The 17788-nt window shown below is 55.9% G+C and carries 13 protein-coding genes; 2 read left to right on the forward strand and 11 right to left on the reverse strand.

The window, feature by feature from the left end:
* Positions 1-56 precede the first annotated feature (56 nt).
* The gene (locus ETAA8_RS20610; protein WP_145092658.1) at positions 57-1445 is read left to right on the forward strand and encodes a P-loop NTPase family protein; all 1389 of its coding nucleotides are present in this window, start codon (positions 57-59) and stop codon (positions 1443-1445) included.
* Here the strand turns inward: ETAA8_RS20610 and glnD are convergent.
* The 3 genes from glnD to ETAA8_RS20625 form a co-directional block, all read right to left on the reverse strand.
* Entirely contained in the window at positions 1442-4108 is a 2667-nt protein-coding gene (gene glnD, locus ETAA8_RS20615; protein WP_145092660.1) for a [protein-PII] uridylyltransferase, read from the reverse strand. The two genes, ETAA8_RS20610 and glnD, sit on opposite strands and share 4 nt — an antisense overlap.
* Positions 4109-4227: 119 nt before the next feature.
* A complete protein-coding gene (locus ETAA8_RS20620) occupies positions 4228-4566 on the reverse strand; it encodes a P-II family nitrogen regulator (RefSeq protein ID WP_145092663.1) in 339 nt (112 codons plus the stop codon).
* A 202-nt stretch (positions 4567-4768) separates the two neighbouring features.
* Positions 4769-6274: an ammonium transporter gene (locus tag ETAA8_RS20625; RefSeq protein ID WP_145092666.1), complete on the reverse strand. Its 1506-nt coding sequence runs from the start codon at positions 6272-6274 to the stop codon at positions 4769-4771.
* A gap of 581 nt (positions 6275-6855) precedes the next feature.
* Between ETAA8_RS20625 and ETAA8_RS20630 the strand changes: the two genes are divergently transcribed.
* Positions 6856-9093: a bifunctional diguanylate cyclase/phosphohydrolase gene (locus ETAA8_RS20630; protein WP_145092669.1), complete on the forward strand. Its 2238-nt coding sequence runs from the start codon at positions 6856-6858 to the stop codon at positions 9091-9093.
* Between the two features lie 33 nt (positions 9094-9126).
* Here ETAA8_RS20630 and ETAA8_RS20635 read toward each other — a convergent pair whose 3' ends face one another.
* The 8 genes from ETAA8_RS20635 to ETAA8_RS20670 form a co-directional block, all read right to left on the reverse strand.
* Positions 9127-9915, reverse strand: coding sequence for a metalloprotease (locus ETAA8_RS20635; RefSeq protein ID WP_145092672.1), 789 nt, complete (start codon positions 9913-9915; stop codon positions 9127-9129).
* 72 nt (positions 9916-9987) lie between these two features.
* Positions 9988-11412, reverse strand: coding sequence for a DUF58 domain-containing protein (locus tag ETAA8_RS20640; RefSeq protein ID WP_145092675.1), 1425 nt, complete (start codon positions 11410-11412; stop codon positions 9988-9990).
* Positions 11413-11425: 13 nt separating this feature from the next.
* Entirely contained in the window at positions 11426-12760 is a 1335-nt protein-coding gene (locus tag ETAA8_RS20645) for an AAA family ATPase (protein WP_238397442.1), read from the reverse strand.
* 161 nt (positions 12761-12921) lie between these two features.
* Entirely contained in the window at positions 12922-14121 is a 1200-nt protein-coding gene (locus ETAA8_RS20650) for a DUF4350 domain-containing protein (RefSeq protein WP_145092679.1), read from the reverse strand.
* A complete protein-coding gene (locus ETAA8_RS20655) occupies positions 14118-14921 on the reverse strand; it encodes a hypothetical protein (RefSeq protein ID WP_145092682.1) in 804 nt (267 codons plus the stop codon). Before ETAA8_RS20655 ends, ETAA8_RS20650 begins: the two co-directional genes overlap by 4 nt.
* A 20-nt stretch (positions 14922-14941) precedes the next feature.
* A complete protein-coding gene (locus ETAA8_RS20660) occupies positions 14942-15832 on the reverse strand; it encodes a hypothetical protein (protein ID WP_145092685.1) in 891 nt (296 codons plus the stop codon).
* Complete coding sequence (locus ETAA8_RS20665; RefSeq protein WP_145092688.1) at positions 15819-16802, reverse strand: stage II sporulation protein M; 984 nt, start codon at positions 16800-16802, stop codon at positions 15819-15821. Before ETAA8_RS20665 ends, ETAA8_RS20660 begins: the two co-directional genes overlap by 14 nt.
* 45 nt (positions 16803-16847) lie before the next feature.
* Complete coding sequence (locus tag ETAA8_RS20670; RefSeq protein ID WP_145092691.1) at positions 16848-17768, reverse strand: RDD family protein; 921 nt, start codon at positions 17766-17768, stop codon at positions 16848-16850.
* Positions 17769-17788 lie beyond the last annotated feature (20 nt).

The following is a 17788-nucleotide window of genomic DNA, read 5'->3' on the forward strand; positions in this document are numbered from 1 at the left end:
GCTACGTTCCAATAGCGATCTCTGCGCCTCTCCATCCTTTGTAGCCGGAACCAATCATGTCGATTTCTGCCGAGAATTCGCCGGGCGTCAGCGAAATGCCAGCGTCTGCAGCGACCCTGCCGGTTCCGGGCAAGTCCACGTTTCCGGCCGATCGTTTCTTGCCTGCCGAGCCAACCACGCTCGAAGAAACAGGCCTCACCCTGCCCGAGATTGAGTCGCTCATTCTCAAGCAACTGCTCACGACAGGCTCGTGCGTAGGTCGCCGGATTGCAGATCAAATCAAGCTGCCGTTCGGCATCTTGCAAGAGGCGCTTCGCAGCTTGAAGAGCCAGATGTTGCTGAATTACAAAGGGCAAGCAACCGTTGGTGACTTTGAATACGACCTGACCGACGAAGGCGAGAAGCGAGCCCGCTTCTACTTGGAACGCTGCACTTACTGCGGTGCTGCGCCGGTTCCGCTGAAGGACTACGTCAACAGTATCGAACAGCAGTCGGTCCGCAAGTCGAAGCCGAAACTTCCCGACTTGTGCGCGGCCTTCAGCGACCTGTTGCTACCGCCGGCAATGATCAGTCAGATTGGCCAGGCCATTCACGCCAGTAAGGCGATGTTCCTGTTCGGCAAGCCCGGCAACGGAAAAACCAGCATCGCCGAACGCGTCATTCGTTCGGTCGGTCAGTATGTGTGGATCCCACGCACGGTAACTATCACTGGCGAGATCATTCGCCTGTTCGATCCAGCCAATCACGAAGAGGCTCCTCCAGTCGTGAATGGCGCATTGCTCGACTTGATGCACTACGACCGTCGGTGGGTGCGGATTAAGCGGCCGTCGATCATCGTTGGTGGTGAACTCCGCATGGAGCAGCTGGAAGTCGTCTTTAATCCAGCAACCGGAATTCTCGAATCCCCCGTGCAATTGAAGGCCAATTGCGGCGCGCTGGTGGTGGACGACTTCGGCCGCCAACGGATGAGCACGGCGGACCTGCTGAATCGCTGGATTGTCCCGCTCGAAAAGGGTTATGACTATCTGTCGCTCCCTTCTGGCCGGCAGGTGCAAGTCCCGTTTGACCAACTGTTGGTATTCTCCACCAATTTGCCACCGGGAAAACTCGTCGACGAAGCGTTTCTGCGGCGGATTCCCTACAAGATTGAAGTCAGCGATCCGCAGCCGCGCGACTTTCGCGATCTGATGAAAAGCTGCTGCCAGAAAGCAGGGATTGAATTTCGAGACGATGCGTTCGAAGCATTGCTCGCGAAGCACTACATCGAAGTGGGTAGGCCGCTGCGGTTCTGCCATCCGCGCGATCTGGTGCAACAAGTGCGCACGTTCTGCGAGTTTCACGACTTGCCACTCGTGCTCAGCACGAAGGCCTTGGATGTGGCCGTGAAGAACTACTTTGCTGGACTAAGCGAGCTAAATCCTGCCGCGAAGCAGTCGGCTAGTTAGGGCGCACCCTGTTCGAGGTTTTCAATCTCGGCTAGCAGGCGCTCGTGGATGTGCGCGAGATAGCCGGGATCGGTGATTTTGCCGCCGCGCTCACGGTCGGTCACATAAAACACGTCCACAACCTGGTCCAAGTGTGTGCCAATCCGCGAAATACTGACCGACAGATTCACGTCGAACAGCGTACGCGTGATGGTGTAGAGCAGGCCCATGCGGTCGTAGGCGAACACGGCGAGAATCGTCGAATTTTCGGCAGTCGTGTTGTCGAACGTTACTCGTGTCGGCAAATGTTTAACGACTGCCTGCTGTTCTTGCTTTCGTTCGTGCCACAGCTTGCGAAAAACCGGCGGTTTGTCGCTGGGGTTCTTCAATGCTGATTCTAAGGCCTGGCTTACTTCATCCATCCGCTGCGTCGATGGTGCGCCGGTCGCATCCTGATCTTGCACATAGAAGCGATCAAGGACGAGACCGCGGCGCAGCGTGTTGATCTCGGCCGAAAGGATCTGCTGCCGCAGGCTGGTGAGCGTGCCTGTCAGCCGATGAAAGATCCCCGGGGTGATTTCTTCGTAGGTACCCACGGTGTATTCAACCACATCGCGCTGGGGAATGTATCGCCCCCAGGCCATCGCTTGATGGTGCGGCAAATTACGAAGTCGATCGAGTTCACCAATCACTTGCTCCGACGGGCCAGCAAACAGGCAGCAGGAAGGGAGATTGGCAATTTGCTCCTGCCACCATGGCTGATCGGGATATCGTTCGGCGAGAAGCAACAACTCTTCGCGCTGGGCCTTTTGTCGCTGTTTGGCCTGAGCGGCAGGGGATTCGCTTGAGATGAGGGTGAGCGTATGTTCGTACAAATCGGTAAGAAGTTGCTGCTTCCAATCGTTCAACACACCAGGGCCGACCGCAGTCAGATCGGCCAGTGTGAGGATGTACAACATTTTGAGCATTTCGGGAGAACCCACCTCAGCGGCGAATGGCACGATGACTTGCGCGTTGTTGATATCGTGCTGCTGCGCCAAATGAGACATTCGCAAGTGCTTGAGAACCAACAAGCTGAGTTGTTCGGTCTCAAACAAGGGCAACCGAAGTCGCTTGCCGAGTTGAATCGCTTGCCGCGAACCAAGCTCGCTATGATCTTCGACATATCCTTTGCCAAGATCGTGGATCAAGGCGGCCAGGTGCAAAATGCGTTTGTCGTGCAAGCTGCGATAAACCTGGCCAGGCGTCCCCGGATGCTGTTGAAACGATGCGACTGCCTCTACGGTTCGTAGAGAATGCTCGTCGACCGTATAGCGATGGTACGCATTAAATTGCAATAAACCTCGCGCGTGACTCATCGCAGGAATGATGCGATCGAGGACGCGCAACTCGTGCAAGCGGCGCAAGGAAGCGCCCAATTGCCCTGGTGTCGATAGGAGCGATAGGAACCGCTTGGCGACGTCATCTGGGACGGGTTCGGTGGCATCGACAGGTGGTTGTGTGGCCATCGATAAGCGAATGGCTTGCCAGGTTTTTTGATCGACCCGCTTGTTGTAGAGGTTTGCCACGTCGAGCAGACGAAGCACTTGCGAAGTATCACCGCGCAACTTTTTCAGGCCGCGGCCCGTGGCATAAATGGTGTTCGGACCAATTCGATAGTCACCTTCGAACTGGTGGCTGAAGAGAGGATCGGTAAGAATTCGCCACCATTGGCGCGGTGCAGCATTGGCACAGACATTACCAGCAATCTCGCGAACTGCGCTAGTGTGCGTGAAGTATTCTCGCATGAACTGCTCGACCGGCAACAAACCTTCCTGCTTTGGGTATTTGCGGCGTTCGGCGACTCGAAGTTGTTCGTGACGTTCCAGCAGATCGTTCGCTTTGTCTGCCTGAAAATGCAAGTCGTTCCGTAGCCAAAGCAGGAAATCGCGAGCGTTGCGCAGTCGCTTGAACTCTTCTTTGGTCAGCACTCCAGCGCGCATTAGCGCCTCGGGATCGCTTTCGCCATAACGCGTGAAACCGACCCACCGGATGAGTTGAATATCGCGCAGCGCGCCGCGCGACCGCTTGATGTTGGGCTCGAGCAAAAAGACAGTTTCACCGAACTTCGATCGCTCTTCTTTGCGAGCTGTTTCAAGCGTATGAAGCAACGCTGGCCAATGCCAGCGCGCCTGACGGCTGTACTTCTGGCGAAAGTCTTCAAAGAGTTCGGTGTTGCCGGTGACTAATCTGGCTTCGGAAAGCGCTGTGAAAATGGTGGCATCTTGCCGGGCGAGTTGAAGTGCTTGTTTGGGATGACGGGCCGCAAAGCCCACTTCCATTCCCGTATCGTACAGATGCTGAGAAAAGCGTCGCACGAGCGGTGCCAATCGCTCTTCATCTGCCGCCCGATGGAGAAACATCACATCGATGTCGGAGAACGGGGCCATTTCGCGGCGGCCAAAACCGCTGTGGGCCACAACGCAACTTTCGGCAACAGCCAACTGCCTTAGTGGCTCATCGAGATCGGCCACGGCGGCGTGAAACAGATCGAGCACGACTTCGTCGAGTGACTCGGCAAAGTGAGTACAGACTTGCACTCCGAGTGAGCCACTTTCGTGCTGACTGCGCAGCTTGCTGCGCACCTCGGTAAGGCGTTCTTTGGCTGCAATGACGGCAGGATGCAAACGTAGTCCACTAGACATGCGCAGGGCAAGCTTTCGACTGCGGCACTAAGGCGAGAGATCCGCATGGGAAGTGATTCGCCGGCAGTCTCGCCAAAGTGGTTGACTGCCGAAAATGTCTCATCCCCATGCAACTCGCATTAGAGCGCGTCTTCACCAGTTTCGCCCGTACGAATGCGAATGACGTTGGCCAATTCGTGGACGAAGATCTTGCCGTCACCGATCTGGCCCGTTTGTGCTGACCGCATGATCGTATCAAGCACTAGCGGCAAGTTAGCATCGGAAACGACGACCTCAATCTTTACCTTTGGCACAAAGTCGACCGCGTACTCGGTACCGCGGTACATCTCGGTATGGCCCTTTTGGCGACCAAAACCACGCACTTCGCAAATGGTCATGCCATGCACACCCCGCTCGGCCAAGGCGTTCTTGATGTCTTCCAGTTTAAAGTGCCGAACGATTGCTTCAACTTTTTTCATGCTGCTACTCCTGGAGGGCGAGCTGTGCAAAGCACTAAATCGCCCCTTGGCCTCGTGCCGACTGAGATTGGCTTTACTCGGGAAGATGGCTCAAACCTTATCGGCGCAAAGCCAACAGAGGTCTGAGCAAAAGGGTGAACCAACCAGACGAGTCTGGCTGGTCTACCCGAATTGTTCTACTTACTCTTAGTCTAACCAGCGGTTAGAGCGAGATGTAGCCCTCTTCGCCGTGCTGGCTGAGGTCCAGACCTTCGATTTCCTCGTCCTTGCTGACGCGGAGGCCCATTGTGACGTCGAGGATCTTTAACAAGATAAACGTCACTACCGCAGCGAAAACCCAAGTTACCGCGGTGGCAGCAATTTGCCCCACCAATACCCGCGGGGCACCTTCGAGCAGGCCCATTGGATTGGTCCCATCGATATTCCAGCAGGCCTTTGTGGCGAATACGCCAGTCAAGATGGCACCGAGAGTGCCGCCTACGCCGTGCACACCGAATGCGTCCAGCGAATCGTCGTAACCCAGGGCCGTTTTTAGTTTGGTGCAAGCAAAAAAGCACAGAACGCCGCCCGCTGCGCCCATGATCAGGGCAGGCATCGGCTGAACGAAACCAGCAGCTGGCGTGATAACCACCAGACCAGCTACAGCACCTGAGCAGGCACCGAGCACGCTCGGCTTGCCGCGAGTGATCCACTCCATCAGCGCCCAGGCCAAAGTGCCAGCAGCGGCCGAGAAGTGAGTGACGGCAAACGCGCTCGAAGTGAGTTCATCGCTGGCGAGTTCGCTGCCGGCGTTAAAGCCAAACCACCCTACCCACAACATGGCAGCGCCCAGTGTGGTGTAGGTCAGGTTGTGTGGCGGCATCGGTTCGGTGCCAAAACCCAACCGCTTACCAATCACCAATGCACAAATGAGTGCCGACACACCTGAAGAGATGTGTACGACCGCACCACCGGCAAAGTCGAGAGCTCCGCCCATCAAGCTTTGAGAAACGTCAGCTGTTGGCTTGAAGGCTAAAAACCCCCCACCCCAAACCCAGTGGCAGAGCGGGCAGTAGACAAGCGTGCCCCAAAGAATGCTGAAGACCACCATCGTGCTGAACTTCATCCGTTCAGCAAAGGCACCGCAGATGAGGGCGGGAGTGATGATAAAGAACATGCCTTGAAACAGCATGTGCGTCAGACGTGGAATGGCAGCGGGAGTTCCTTCCGCGAACATGGGTGTAACCGGCGCGCCGGCCTTCTCATCCCAATATCGTTGCACACCATTCATAAACAAATAGTCACCGTTGCCGATGTACCGGTTGGTTCCACCGAACGAAAGCGAGTAACCGTAGAGTGCCCACAGGACTGTCATCAAACCCATTAGAAAGACGCACTGCATCATCACGCCGAGGACGTTCTTTTTGCGGACGAGACCGCTGTAAAACATGGCCAAGCCAGGTGCGGTCATGAACAACACCAGCGCTGACGATGTCAGCATCCATCCGTTGTGGCCAGCAATCAGCGCCAAGTTGGCCTTTGCATCAACGGACTCGACGGTAGGTGCCGGAGCAGCAGGAGTTGCTGCTGTTTCGGCTGGGACTGCCGCGGGAGTGTCCGCACCTGGATTTGCCGGAGCAGGCGTCTCTTGCGCGCCAACCAGGCAACAGGAGAGGGCGAGAACTACTAGCGCGCATCCCTCGCTCAGCCATGAAAAGCGGGTCGTCATCGTAAAAATTCCTCTAGGTGACAAAAGTCACGAGAACTCAAGACATCATGTCGCCTGTCGGCTACCACCGACACATGTGTCTTTCGGCCCGTCGCCAAATCACACGTCGCCCGAGAGTTCAGCGTGAGTTGTTGCCTGGTGCAACGGGTCGAATTCAAGCTGAACAGATTAAGACCCATCGACTAACGCGTAAACCCCTTTGCTGACTTAAATCAGATCAGCCGATAGTCGACAGCAGGAACTGCAGGTTTCTTAATAGTCGAATTCTCACCAAGGGCGCATTCTGCGCCCTTAGTCGGGTCCATTTGGCTCACCCGACTCCCTTTCCGATGAGTTTCGCTGAATAACATTCCTGTAATAAGCCTGACGCCGGCTGGTGGTGCAATCGTCAGGATCGCTCTCTTCGCGTTCAACTGGGGTGCTTTTGGCTGCGAAATCAGTTCACTCGCCTGTTTCGTTTGCTCCCTTCCCTTACGCGCCCTACCTTTCGATAGACATCACTCCAAGTCCCGGCACCGGCGTGCTTGTTTGGCAACTGCCAGACTCCGTTCACCTGCATACCTAGAAACTCGCCCTGCTCCATGGAAAAGGCTTACCCAACTAGCGCTTCGCACTCGTCCGCGAGCCCTGCTTCGCGCGATGCCGATGCACGATTGGAGGCAGTCTCCAGCCTGATCGACCAACTGGAACCAGATCACTCGGAGGCCGATTCGGTTGAACAGGCCTTCGAAAACCAGTTGGTCCAGGTGCGCCTGGGCCTGGGTAGCAGCTTGTTCTCTGCGCTGCGAGCTAAGCATGCTCCGACGGCTGCACACTCCCTACGCGTGGCGATGGGTTGTTCATCCTGGGCCTCGCTGCTGCAATTGCCCGATCAATTGCGAGATGAGATCGAACTAGCGGCATTGCTGCACGATATCGGCAAGATCGGTGTCCCCGACCGCATTCTGCTCAAGCCCGGCAAGTTGACTCGCGATGAGTTCTTGGTCGTCGAAGGACATCGCCGGATGGGCGTTGAGATCCTTCGTTCTTGTGCTGCGTCGCCGCCGATGCTCAACATCGTGCATTACGCGGGCGCATGGTATGACGGCAGTCGCGAGGGCTACGATCTTCGCAGTGAACAACTTCCACTTGGGGCACGCATTCTGTCGATTGTCGATGCCTTCGATGCGATGACCAGTGACCAGGTATATCGCCGGGCCTTGTCGCGCGAACGGGCAGTAGCCGAACTCTTTGAGTTCGCCGGAGTACAGTTCGATCCCCAACTGGTCCGCGAGTTCTGCAGCTACTTGAGTGCCGACCTGGTCCGCCTGCACGGCGGTGCCGCTCGACGCTGGTTGAAGCAATTGCATCCCGATCACGTCAATACGTTCTGGCAACTATCCCAATCGACGGGAGGAGCCGCCTCATCTGCCGACCACGTTTTCCAGCAACGCCTGCTCGAAAACATGCATGACGCGGTGATCTTCGTAGATAGTACTCTTCGCATCGTGCTTTGGAATCGGGCAGCCGAGCGCCTTACCGGCATTGCCGCCTCGAGCATCGAACACAAACATTGGTCCCCCTCGCTCCTGAGCTTACGTGACGACCGTCACAAACTGGTGGACGAAGACGATTGCCCCGTCATTCAGGCGATTCGGCAGAGTGGTCAAACGCTCAAGCGCCTATCGATCACCGGGCGTAATCAGCAGGTGGTCGAGGTCGACGCGCATGTGGTGCCGGTACACGGTAAGAATGGAATTACCTTCGGCGCTGCAGTGCTATTGCACGACGCTTCGTCTCAGATCACGCTCGAACAACGGGTGCAGTGCCTGCACGAGCGGGCCACTCGCGATCCTTTGACGCAGGTGGCTAATCGCGCTGAGTTTGATCGCTTCTTCACGATGACCGTCAGCGATCACATGAAGCGTCAGTTACCGTGCAGCTTGATCATTTGCGATATCGATCACTTCAAGAAGGTCAACGACACTTTCGGCCATCAAGCGGGCGATGAAGTACTTGTGAACTTTGCTGCGTTGCTACGTCGAAACTGCCGCGCGGGTGACCTTGTCGCCAGGTACGGCGGCGAAGAATTTGTGATGCTGTGCTCGGACTGCGACAACAGCAGTGCGACGCGAAAGGCCGACGAAATTCGCGCCGAACTTGCCGAACTGCCATTGCCGGCTTTGAATGGCCGCAGTGTTACCGCCAGCTTTGGCGTGACCGAACTACAAAGTGGCGATACTACCGACACGATGCTCCGGCGGTCGGATCGTGGCTTGTATCAGGCCAAAGAAAATGGCCGCAACTGCGTCGTGCAGCTTGGTTCGGGCTTTACTGGCACCGAAGAACCCGCGGCGAAGGCCTGGAGTTGGTTCAGTTGGTTCCGCGGCGAAACAGCCGATCAATTGCTCGAACGGACGCTTGCCACGGCGGTGCCGCTGAACGTTGTCGTCGAGAAAATGCGTGGCTTCGTTTCCGACTACCATGCCGAAGTCGAGAAAATCGAAGAAGGGCATCTCTTGCTGCGAATTAACGGCGAGAACTCGCCGCACATGCGCCGCAATTCCGATCGGCCCGTCGCCTTCCTGATTGAGATGTGGTTCGAAGAAGGCAAACTGAATCTCGGTGGTCGCACCGGCATCGCCGACCGGACCATCGTGCGAGTATCGGTTCGCCCCGTTCGCAGCCGCGATCGCCGCCAGTCCGACGTGCTCGAGCGCGCCCGCAAGATGTTGGCCAATCTCAAGTCTTACCTGGTTGCACTGGAAATCGACCGCAAACAGGTTTTGCCCCCAAATGCCACGGCGGAAAGCGCCGCTGCCCAAGTTGTCGATTCGTAGTCGCGTTAGTGCTGTTGTTTAACTGCAATGCAACTACCAGCGTCCGCCACGCCCGCCTTGGCCGAAAATCTGCATGTACATAAAGTAGTTCGAGACGCCGAGCGATCCGAACAGCAGCATCAGATACCAACCATCTCCACCCATGGTAACCAGTGCGAAGAGCACCACGCTAACGGCCACTGCGATGCTTAGCTGAAGTGCTCGCACCATCCCTCCCTCAGAATCTCGCAACATGAATAATTGCATGGCGATCTGCCCGCCGTCCAATGGATAGACCGGCAGCAGATTCATCAGCGCCCAGCCCACATTCACTTGCAGGGCAATAAAGAGAAAGCTGGCCAACTCGGCGCTTATTTGGGCTGAGGGAAGTACTACAAAATTCGGCACCACCTTGTGCTGCATCACTACGACAGTCTCACCGCCAAGCAGTTTGACAAGGGCTAACATCGCGCCCGCCAAAAGCAACTGAGCCACTGGGCCCGCCAACGAAATGTAGATTTGCTCTTGCGCAGTCCGGCGTTCACCACGTGGATGATAGTAGCCGGAATACTCGTTATTCGAACCTTCAATTGCCAGGCCGCCCATGCCGTACAACACGATATGAGCCTCGCGACCATAGCGCCGCATCATGAACGTATGGCCAAGCTCGTGAATCAGGATTGAACCGAAAAAGATGGCGGTTACCATCAAGATGTGCGTTGCATCGTTAGCTCCACCCAGCATCAGGCACATCAGCCAAAAAAATGGATGCACGCGCACGGAAAACCCAAGCACAGAAAAGTTCAGATCCCACGCGGTGCGTGGCGGCTCGGCTAAAAACACGGCGCTAGGTTCTCCGGCGAGTAATCGATGGCAGCAACGAGATGTCCTGTTATATCGCTAGCCGCGATCGTGCTACAGGAGGTGCCGGGCTTTGATGTTCAAGTACTGGTTCACGAGGGGCGCGGTCATATCCTCGGGAAATACGTCGAGGCTCAACACGCCAGTGTGCTCCAAATCGCGCAGCACCTGATGCCGCCACGAGAGAATCTCCGCCGCGGCGGCCCCTCGGAATAACTCTTCCTCGGAACGTGGGTCGCGATCGGCCGCATCGAACAAATGGTGATCCCGCAGCAGCACTCCGAGGGGCAGATGTTGCCCCACAACGTTACCGAGATAGCTTTGAATCTGGTGCGAATTGACTTCGTCGATCACGTTCGTAATCAGAACTACCAGCGACCGCTTCTTGCAGTGTGTGTGAAGGTAGAGAAAAGCATCGTCGTAACGCGATTCAACCAGTTCGGGAAAGCGATCGAACGATGAATGCAGCAGTTGATTCATCTGGTTCATGCCGCCGCGCGGTGGGACGAACGAGAGCACCTTATCGGCAAAGCAGATCATGCCGACCGAATCTCCCTGCCGCAGAGCGACATAGCTGAGCATGAGCACCGCGTTGAGCGCGTGATCGAGCAGGCTAATGCCGGCGGCCTGGTTGGTCATTAGGCGTCCGCAATCGACCAGAAATATCAGCCGTTGGCTTTGGCTGGTTTGAAAATCCTTCACTGTCAGCTTGTTGCGGCGGGCGCTCGCGCGCCAATCAATGAACTTGTAGTTGTCATCGAGCGTATAGTCGCGCAATCGTTCAAAATCGTTCTCGGTACCGACCTTGCGAGTACGGCGAACGCCCATAAGGCTCAAACGGTTCGTGCGCGCCAGAATGGCAAATTCGGCCAGCTGCTTCATATCTGGATAGACGTGAATCGCGCTCGGAGCATCGTATTGATAGAACCGCTTCCACAAACCCAACCAACTGCGGACGCGGACGTGAACGCAGTGCATTGCATAAGCGCCGCGACGGCTTGCTGTCAGCTCGTAGTGCACAGTCGTCCGGCTCTGCGCGCCCAGCTTGAGCACAAACTCCTTCGGATCTGCCGTGAATTCTTGCGGAATATCGTCGCGTACCCAGGCGGTGAACGGACGCGAGCCGATGTTAGAAATCTGCAGCGTCACTCGATGTGGTTTTTGCAGTGAGGCAATTTTAAGTGCCTGTCGCTCGACCTTCAGCTGCTTTTGACGGGGAATCGTAAATAAATCGACCAGAGCGATCAGTGGAATCAGCAAATCGATAATTAATACCAGCGCAAGCAGGCGCTTATCGATCAGCAGCGTCAACGTGAGGATCACCGGAATGCTGAAGAGGGCGATCTGCGTCACATGCGGATAGATTTTCCGGCTAAAGCCAAGTAATGCGAGCGGCGCTACCGCGAGCGCCACAATCAGCACGGCGTACTGATTGAGAAAATCGGCGTTCTGCGTCAGGAGCTGATTCAAGCGATCCATGAGTTCGATCCGGTTAGATCCGGGGGACCTCCACCGAGCGAATCAGTTCCGTTAGCAGATCATCGATCTTCTGTCCTTCCACTTCTGCTTCGGCAGTCAGCACCACGCGATGCCGCAGTGCGGGAAGTGCGATTTGTACGACATCATCCGGCACCGCGTAATCTCGACCGGCAAATGCAGCCAAAGTGCGGGCAGCTTGAACTAACGACAATCCAGCCCGTGGCGATGCGCCCATGTGGAACTGAGGCCATTCGCGCGTTCGCCGTACGATCTTATTGATGTAGTCGATCAGCCGGGGGTCAATGCGAACCTTGGCATTATCCTGAATAGTCTGCAGGATCTCAGGTGGCGAAGTGATCGTCTGTAAATCATTCTTCAGGCGATCATTCAAGTCCAACTGCTGGCTGTGCATTTGCAGAATCTGAGCTTCCTGCTGTTCGAGCGGGTAGTCGACCACTAATTTGAACATGAAGCGATCGAGCTGAGCTTCGGGCAAATTGTAAGTTCCTTCGGATTCAATCGGATTCTGGGTGGCGAGCACCAAAAACGGTCGCTCGATTACGTGACTCGTACCATCGATGGTGACGCGATACTCCTGCATGATTTCGAGCAAGGCCGCGTGGGTCTTGGCTGGAGCACGATTGATTTCGTCTGCCAGCAGGAACTGGGTAAAGACGGGCCCGGGACGAAAGCGGAACTCCTGAATCTTCATATCGAAAATTGGCGCGCCAGTGATATCCGAGGGCATCAAGTCCGCAGTGAATTGAATCCGCCCAAACTGGCAACCGAGTACTTTCCCAAGCGTCCGCACAAACAGCGTCTTACCCAGTCCAGGCACGCTCTCGATCAAGACGTGCCCGCTCGAAAAGAGCGCGACCAAGGCTCCCAGGACTAGTTCATCCTGTCCGACATACAACTTGCCAATTTCCTGCGTAATGCGGTCGAACAGCTTCTTGGTGGGGGTTTCTCTCCCTGGTTCTGCGCGCGGAGACATGTGAATGCCTGCCGCCGGTGCAGTATGCGGAGGCGTTGGTTGAGCGAATGGAGTGAGCGCTGGTGCCCCGCTGGCAGGAGGGGAAAATGTCGACAGCGGCGTGGCAGGGGGCGCATTCCAGGCAGCGGGTTGCATGGCGGGCGGTTGTGGCGCAAACGGAGTGACTGGCGGTGATGTGGGCTGCGCCGCAACCGTACTCGCCTCAGGAACCTGCACAACGCCATAGCATTGCGGGCAGGATGCTTTGCGCCCAGCCGCAGAGGCAGGAACTTTAAGCGAGCGGCCGCAGCCGCTGCACGTGAATTCGATGGTACCAGCAGCGTTGGGATCGGATCCGGGTGGTAAAGAGCTCATGCGGTAATCAAGGATTGCGAAAGGAAGAAGTAGATCTACGAGGAGGTGTTCGCTGGCGGCTTCACGTGCTTGCCAAGCTTGCCGGAGTGGCTGAGCATGACTTTAGTCCAGCGAAGTGCCAGGCACCATGCACATGAGAAAGTTCCGCTGGTTTAATACCGTCACTTCTTATGAGCCTTTCCCGAGTCTCGTTTGCCATGTTGACGATATTGCTGCAGCCGGGCATAAGCATACGACTGGTCTTTGGTGCGCTGCATCAGTTTGCCGAGGGCCGTAATATGTTTGCCGAAGTCGGTGGGTGTATCGCCGATTAAACGGCGGGCGCGCCCAAAGATAGCCGATCTAGCCAGGCAATAGACCATGGCTAACATGACCAGATGAAACACAATGGCGTTCATCGGAAATGGCCACTCGGAATTCACTTTCGCCAAGTGGCGATGTTCGACGCGCGGGCCACCCTCGCCACTTTCCAAAAAGGCGACATCACCAAGTGGATCACTTTCGGCAATTAGTCGACCCGCGAGCTTGCGGTGCTCATGGTTGATCAGCGGATAATTCAAGAGCGTGCTGCCATTGGCAACGACGATAATCTGACCGCCGCCGAAAGCGTTGCCAGAAACGCGGGCGATAATGACATCCCCGTCGCTCTCCAACAGCGGCTCGAACGTTTCAGGGGGAGTGCCCTGATTGCTGGTGACATCTTTTTCGGTTGGTTCAACCAGTTGGCTGGCGATACGGATGTCGGCCTTCAAAGGATCAATTCCCTCGGCCCACTCACCCTGTAAGGCGGTGACTTTTCGCGGCGGACCATCTCGCAAAACAAACCAGCCCCCAAACTTGTCCTTGGGCAACATTGCCCGCTGGGTTGCAAAACGAGATTTGGCATCGGCCAATTTGCGCCGGATTTCGACAGCCTGATCGGCTGGAGCTTGAGGCTGAATCTGCGACCAATAGGCGGTTGCGGCATCGTAGTCCCGCCCCACATAGATGAGCGTGCGGCCACTCGACTCAGCCAGCCAGTTCTCGATGAATTGCCGCTGCTCGAGCGTGGGAACGCCAAAGTCGTCGGGAAACCAGACAATGGTCTGATACTTCCTTAATCTGGGAGAAAGCTTGTCGAGCGAAGTTACCGAGTGGCCTGCGTTGCGAAACATTTCTGAAAACGCCAAGGTCCCATTAACGCTGGCCCGGTTCTCGTTGCCCAATCGCTGTCCATAGCCAGTTTGCAATTGTTCGGACCCGCGCATGAGCCAAACGACCAAGAACACCAGGAGCACGAGACCGCCGAGAATTGCTGGCAGCGTGTACGGACTCCCCTCAGGTTTTTCGGTCGCGGAGCGATAGGTGCGCGCGGTGCTCATGCGGCGGCTAGCTCCACTTGTTCAAGTTGGTGGTGGAAGTTGTCTAGTTGAAACCAGCTTTCTTCAAACCCCGCGCGGCTTAATTCATGGTGTCCAAAAAACACATCTTCGAACGAAATCATCGTCCCCTGCAGAATCTGCTTAAGCCCCTCACGTGAACGCGCTTCACGCAGATATTGGCGATTCGTTTTTCCCTTTGCCAGGCGAATGAAGTGGCGCTTATCGAGTGCCACGAGCTCGTAGCTGAACAAGTAGATGATTGCTTCTGAATATTGCCCCGCTTCATACAATCGCCGAGCTTCGGAAAGGAAATCTCCGGTGGGGCGCTTAAGCTGAAAGGGCAGGTCTTCAACTCGGTCGACGTCGCTCGAAGTATCGACAAATTTGGCGCCCTGCGTTTGTGTTTGCTCGCCTTGCAAGAACGTTTTCGTCAGCAGAATCGCCACAGCTACGATCAACAACGTGAGGACGGTCAGGCCTGCCACTTGAAAGAATGAAGCAAACGAACTGCTCCTGCCGCCACCACCTCGCACTGGCGCAGTCGTGCCGGTTGTGGACGCCCATTTTGAATCGTTGTCTGCGTCTGCCGCGGTCTTCTTCTCCTGCACATCAATCCGCCGAACTTCATCCTTTTTCGCATCATAAAACGGAAAGTATGTCCTGCCGTTCAAGGCATCCCGACCGCTCTCAATTGCCTCGACATCGCTGGGGGCAATTTGTTCGTCGGCGCAGGCCGGCCACCGACTGCTTGTCGTGAGCAGGAGAAATCCAAACGTCAGGTAGCAAAACGCTCTCGTCACCGCGAATCAGTCCAATCGTGTTATAGCGGGTTTGGTTTCAAGCGCAGGGCTTCTGCCTTCATCAACAACTCCACTTCCCACCCTTCGTGCCGAATGCGCAAGTCGAGGTAATCCAGAAAGCGGACCAGTGAAATCAAGCTGACGACCGTCCAGAGGACAGCAGGATACCAAATGTAAACCAGGAGCCAGTTCAGCTCCGAATTCGAGAATAGAACCGACTGAAGAGTCAGCGTGCTGACGCCGATCATGGCAACCAAAGCCAGCGAGATCAACAGGGTGCCGAGCCAGCGAACGAACAGGTCGCTGCCATACGGGCCATGCAGGTGCGCACTTCGTTTGCCAATCGTCAGCACTTGAGGATTGTTGGAGCGGAGCGGGTTCTTTTCGAGCAGGATAATCTCGTTGATGTAAGGGCGAAAAGCGCGCACGGCAGTCGCCAACGGTAGCAGCAAGAACGGAATCACAAACGCCTCGATGGGCCAATTCGGTTCGATCCGATCCATCATGGCCGCTAGTAGCCAGACAGGCAACACGCACCTGAGCAGGCACTGCGCTATGAAGAGCGACGGGAATTGTCGCAGCGTATCCCAGAAGACTTGCTTAATGGTCGGCTTTTCCATGAAGACCGCCGGCCCCATGTAGCCGACGACAAATATCGAAGCCAGTGGTGCTTCGAAATAGATGAACACAGCCATTGTCCAGAAATAGCGAGCCGGCCATTCCTCGACGAAATCCATATCGGCAGCCATCCAGCCAAGCAGCAACGCGTTGAGGATTGCCAGCGGGACTATCGCCAAGAGCGAGCAAATGAGCCACGGCTTCCAAAATTCGCGCAAGACGCGAAAGGACAAGTCGACGGTCTCCAGCAGATTCCGCTCGCGGATCGAAATGCGGGTGTTATCGAGTTGCACCGAGCAGGCTCCGCGGAAATCCAAGCACGATGAAGTAAAACGCGAGGGCCGCACTCGAAATGATCGCTACTGCCGCCTTGATCCAATAAGGGGCGGCCGAGGGAGATAAGAATCCCTCGATAAACGCAGCCAGGCCAAACATAATCATCGCCGCACACATGACGGGCATCATTTCGGTTCCCGTCTGCTGCAACGAAGCACCACGTGTCAACTGTCCGGGCATGATCCAAGCCAATCCCAGCCGCAGTCCGGCACCGGCGGATAGGACGATGGCAGTCAGTTCGAACGGGCCGTGAGCAGTCACGAAATGAAAGAAGTTCGCCCCTTCGGGCACATCGGGACGAGCCATGTAGCCGAAAGCGGCGCCGAGCAAGAGTGCATTTCTGATCGTGACGTATAAACCGGGAACCACCAACAGGCCCCAGACAAAACACTGCAGGCCAATTCCCGTATTATGCCGAATGTAAAAGGCCGCCATAATCAGATTCATATCCCCGTCGCGGCCTGAACCATCAATGGGGTTTTTGAAGCTGCTTTCCATTTGCTCGATCATCTCGGCCTTCATCATCTGCTCGGCATAGTCGGGCCAGGTTGTTTTGGAATAGGCCAGCCAGGCACTGAGAATGAAGAAGCCCCAGAAGAGACAAAACATCAACTGCACGCAGCGATCGTTGAAGATGCGTTGAGGCACATCTTCGAGCAGCATTTTGCTCCAGGCAGCAAAGTCGAGCCGCTTGCTGCGATATAGTTGATTGTGAGCTCGACCCACAATATTGTGCAGGTACTGCACGGTGTTTTCGGGTAGTTGATAGGAATTCGAAAGTGCCAGGTCAGCACAGGCAGCGCGATAAAGGGCCGAAAATCGCGACAGTTCCGAGGTATTGAGCGAACCCAAGCTGCTTCGCGCGCAGTAGCGTTCCAGCTCCTGCCAGTTCTTGCGGCGGCGCTCGAGTAGTTCAACGACTTTCATGCCAGAGGCTTTCGTACGGGGGCGAGTGTTCGGCTACTCTCAAAATTACATCTTCAGCTTCGCCACTTCATCGACTGGAATGCCTACCATTTGCTCTTGCGGCAGCGGCGGCATCTTTACTTGGATCTGGAATAGATTGTTACCGACTTGCTGAAACGGATTGTTTTGAACGGCAGCCGCTTTCGCTTCGGCCAGGCGCTGTTCGTCTTGATGCCGATCGGCAATGAACGTGCGGTAATAGAGCGAGCAGAGGAGCAGGTCGTAGCTGGTATCTGCCGGCAGGCCAAATTGCTGCAACAGGGGTTCGCCCAAGTGCTTGGCCACTTCCCGTCGCCGCAGGGGAGAGAAGAAGCGACGCCGCTCAACATAGGTCGCCAATGCTCGCGCAAGTTGACGAGAAACTACGAAGTTGGGCGGCAAATAGCCGGCTAGTTGAATCGCGCGGTGGTCTTCCAACTTCGCAACCCCCGTAAGCCAGGAATTCTGTTCGACGACGACGATGGTTCCCGCCACCAGGTCCCCTAGCCGCTGGCTTCGGTCGTTGAGTGTCATCACGACAGGGCCGATCAGAGGCATCATCGGAAACAAATCGGCACCGCGGAACAAGTTCCGCATGATCGATTGCATGCCATTGATGGGCTGACCTTCGGTCGTCAGCACGCGAAGTCCGGTCAACCGTTTTCCGGGTGTCTGGCCATTCATGTAGACCTCGAAGAGGCCCATGTAGAACCATTGCACCACAAACGACATGATGAGAAAGATGGCGATCGTCAGCCCGAAGCTAACAATGGCGAGCGTCATCATCAGCACGATCATAAAGACGATCAGACCGGTGCCCATAATCGCAAAGTCGACGAGCAAGGCAGGCAGACGGCGGAATGGTCCCGCCAGACGATACTCGAACGCAATATTCTCCGGTGTGACCACCCGGATGATGGAATCGATCTGCTCGCGACGCTGTGCCATAGAGCCTGTATTATTCGCTT

Source organism: Anatilimnocola aggregata (assembly GCF_007747655.1).
GTDB classification, from domain to species: Bacteria; Planctomycetota; Planctomycetia; order Pirellulales; family Pirellulaceae; genus Anatilimnocola; species Anatilimnocola aggregata.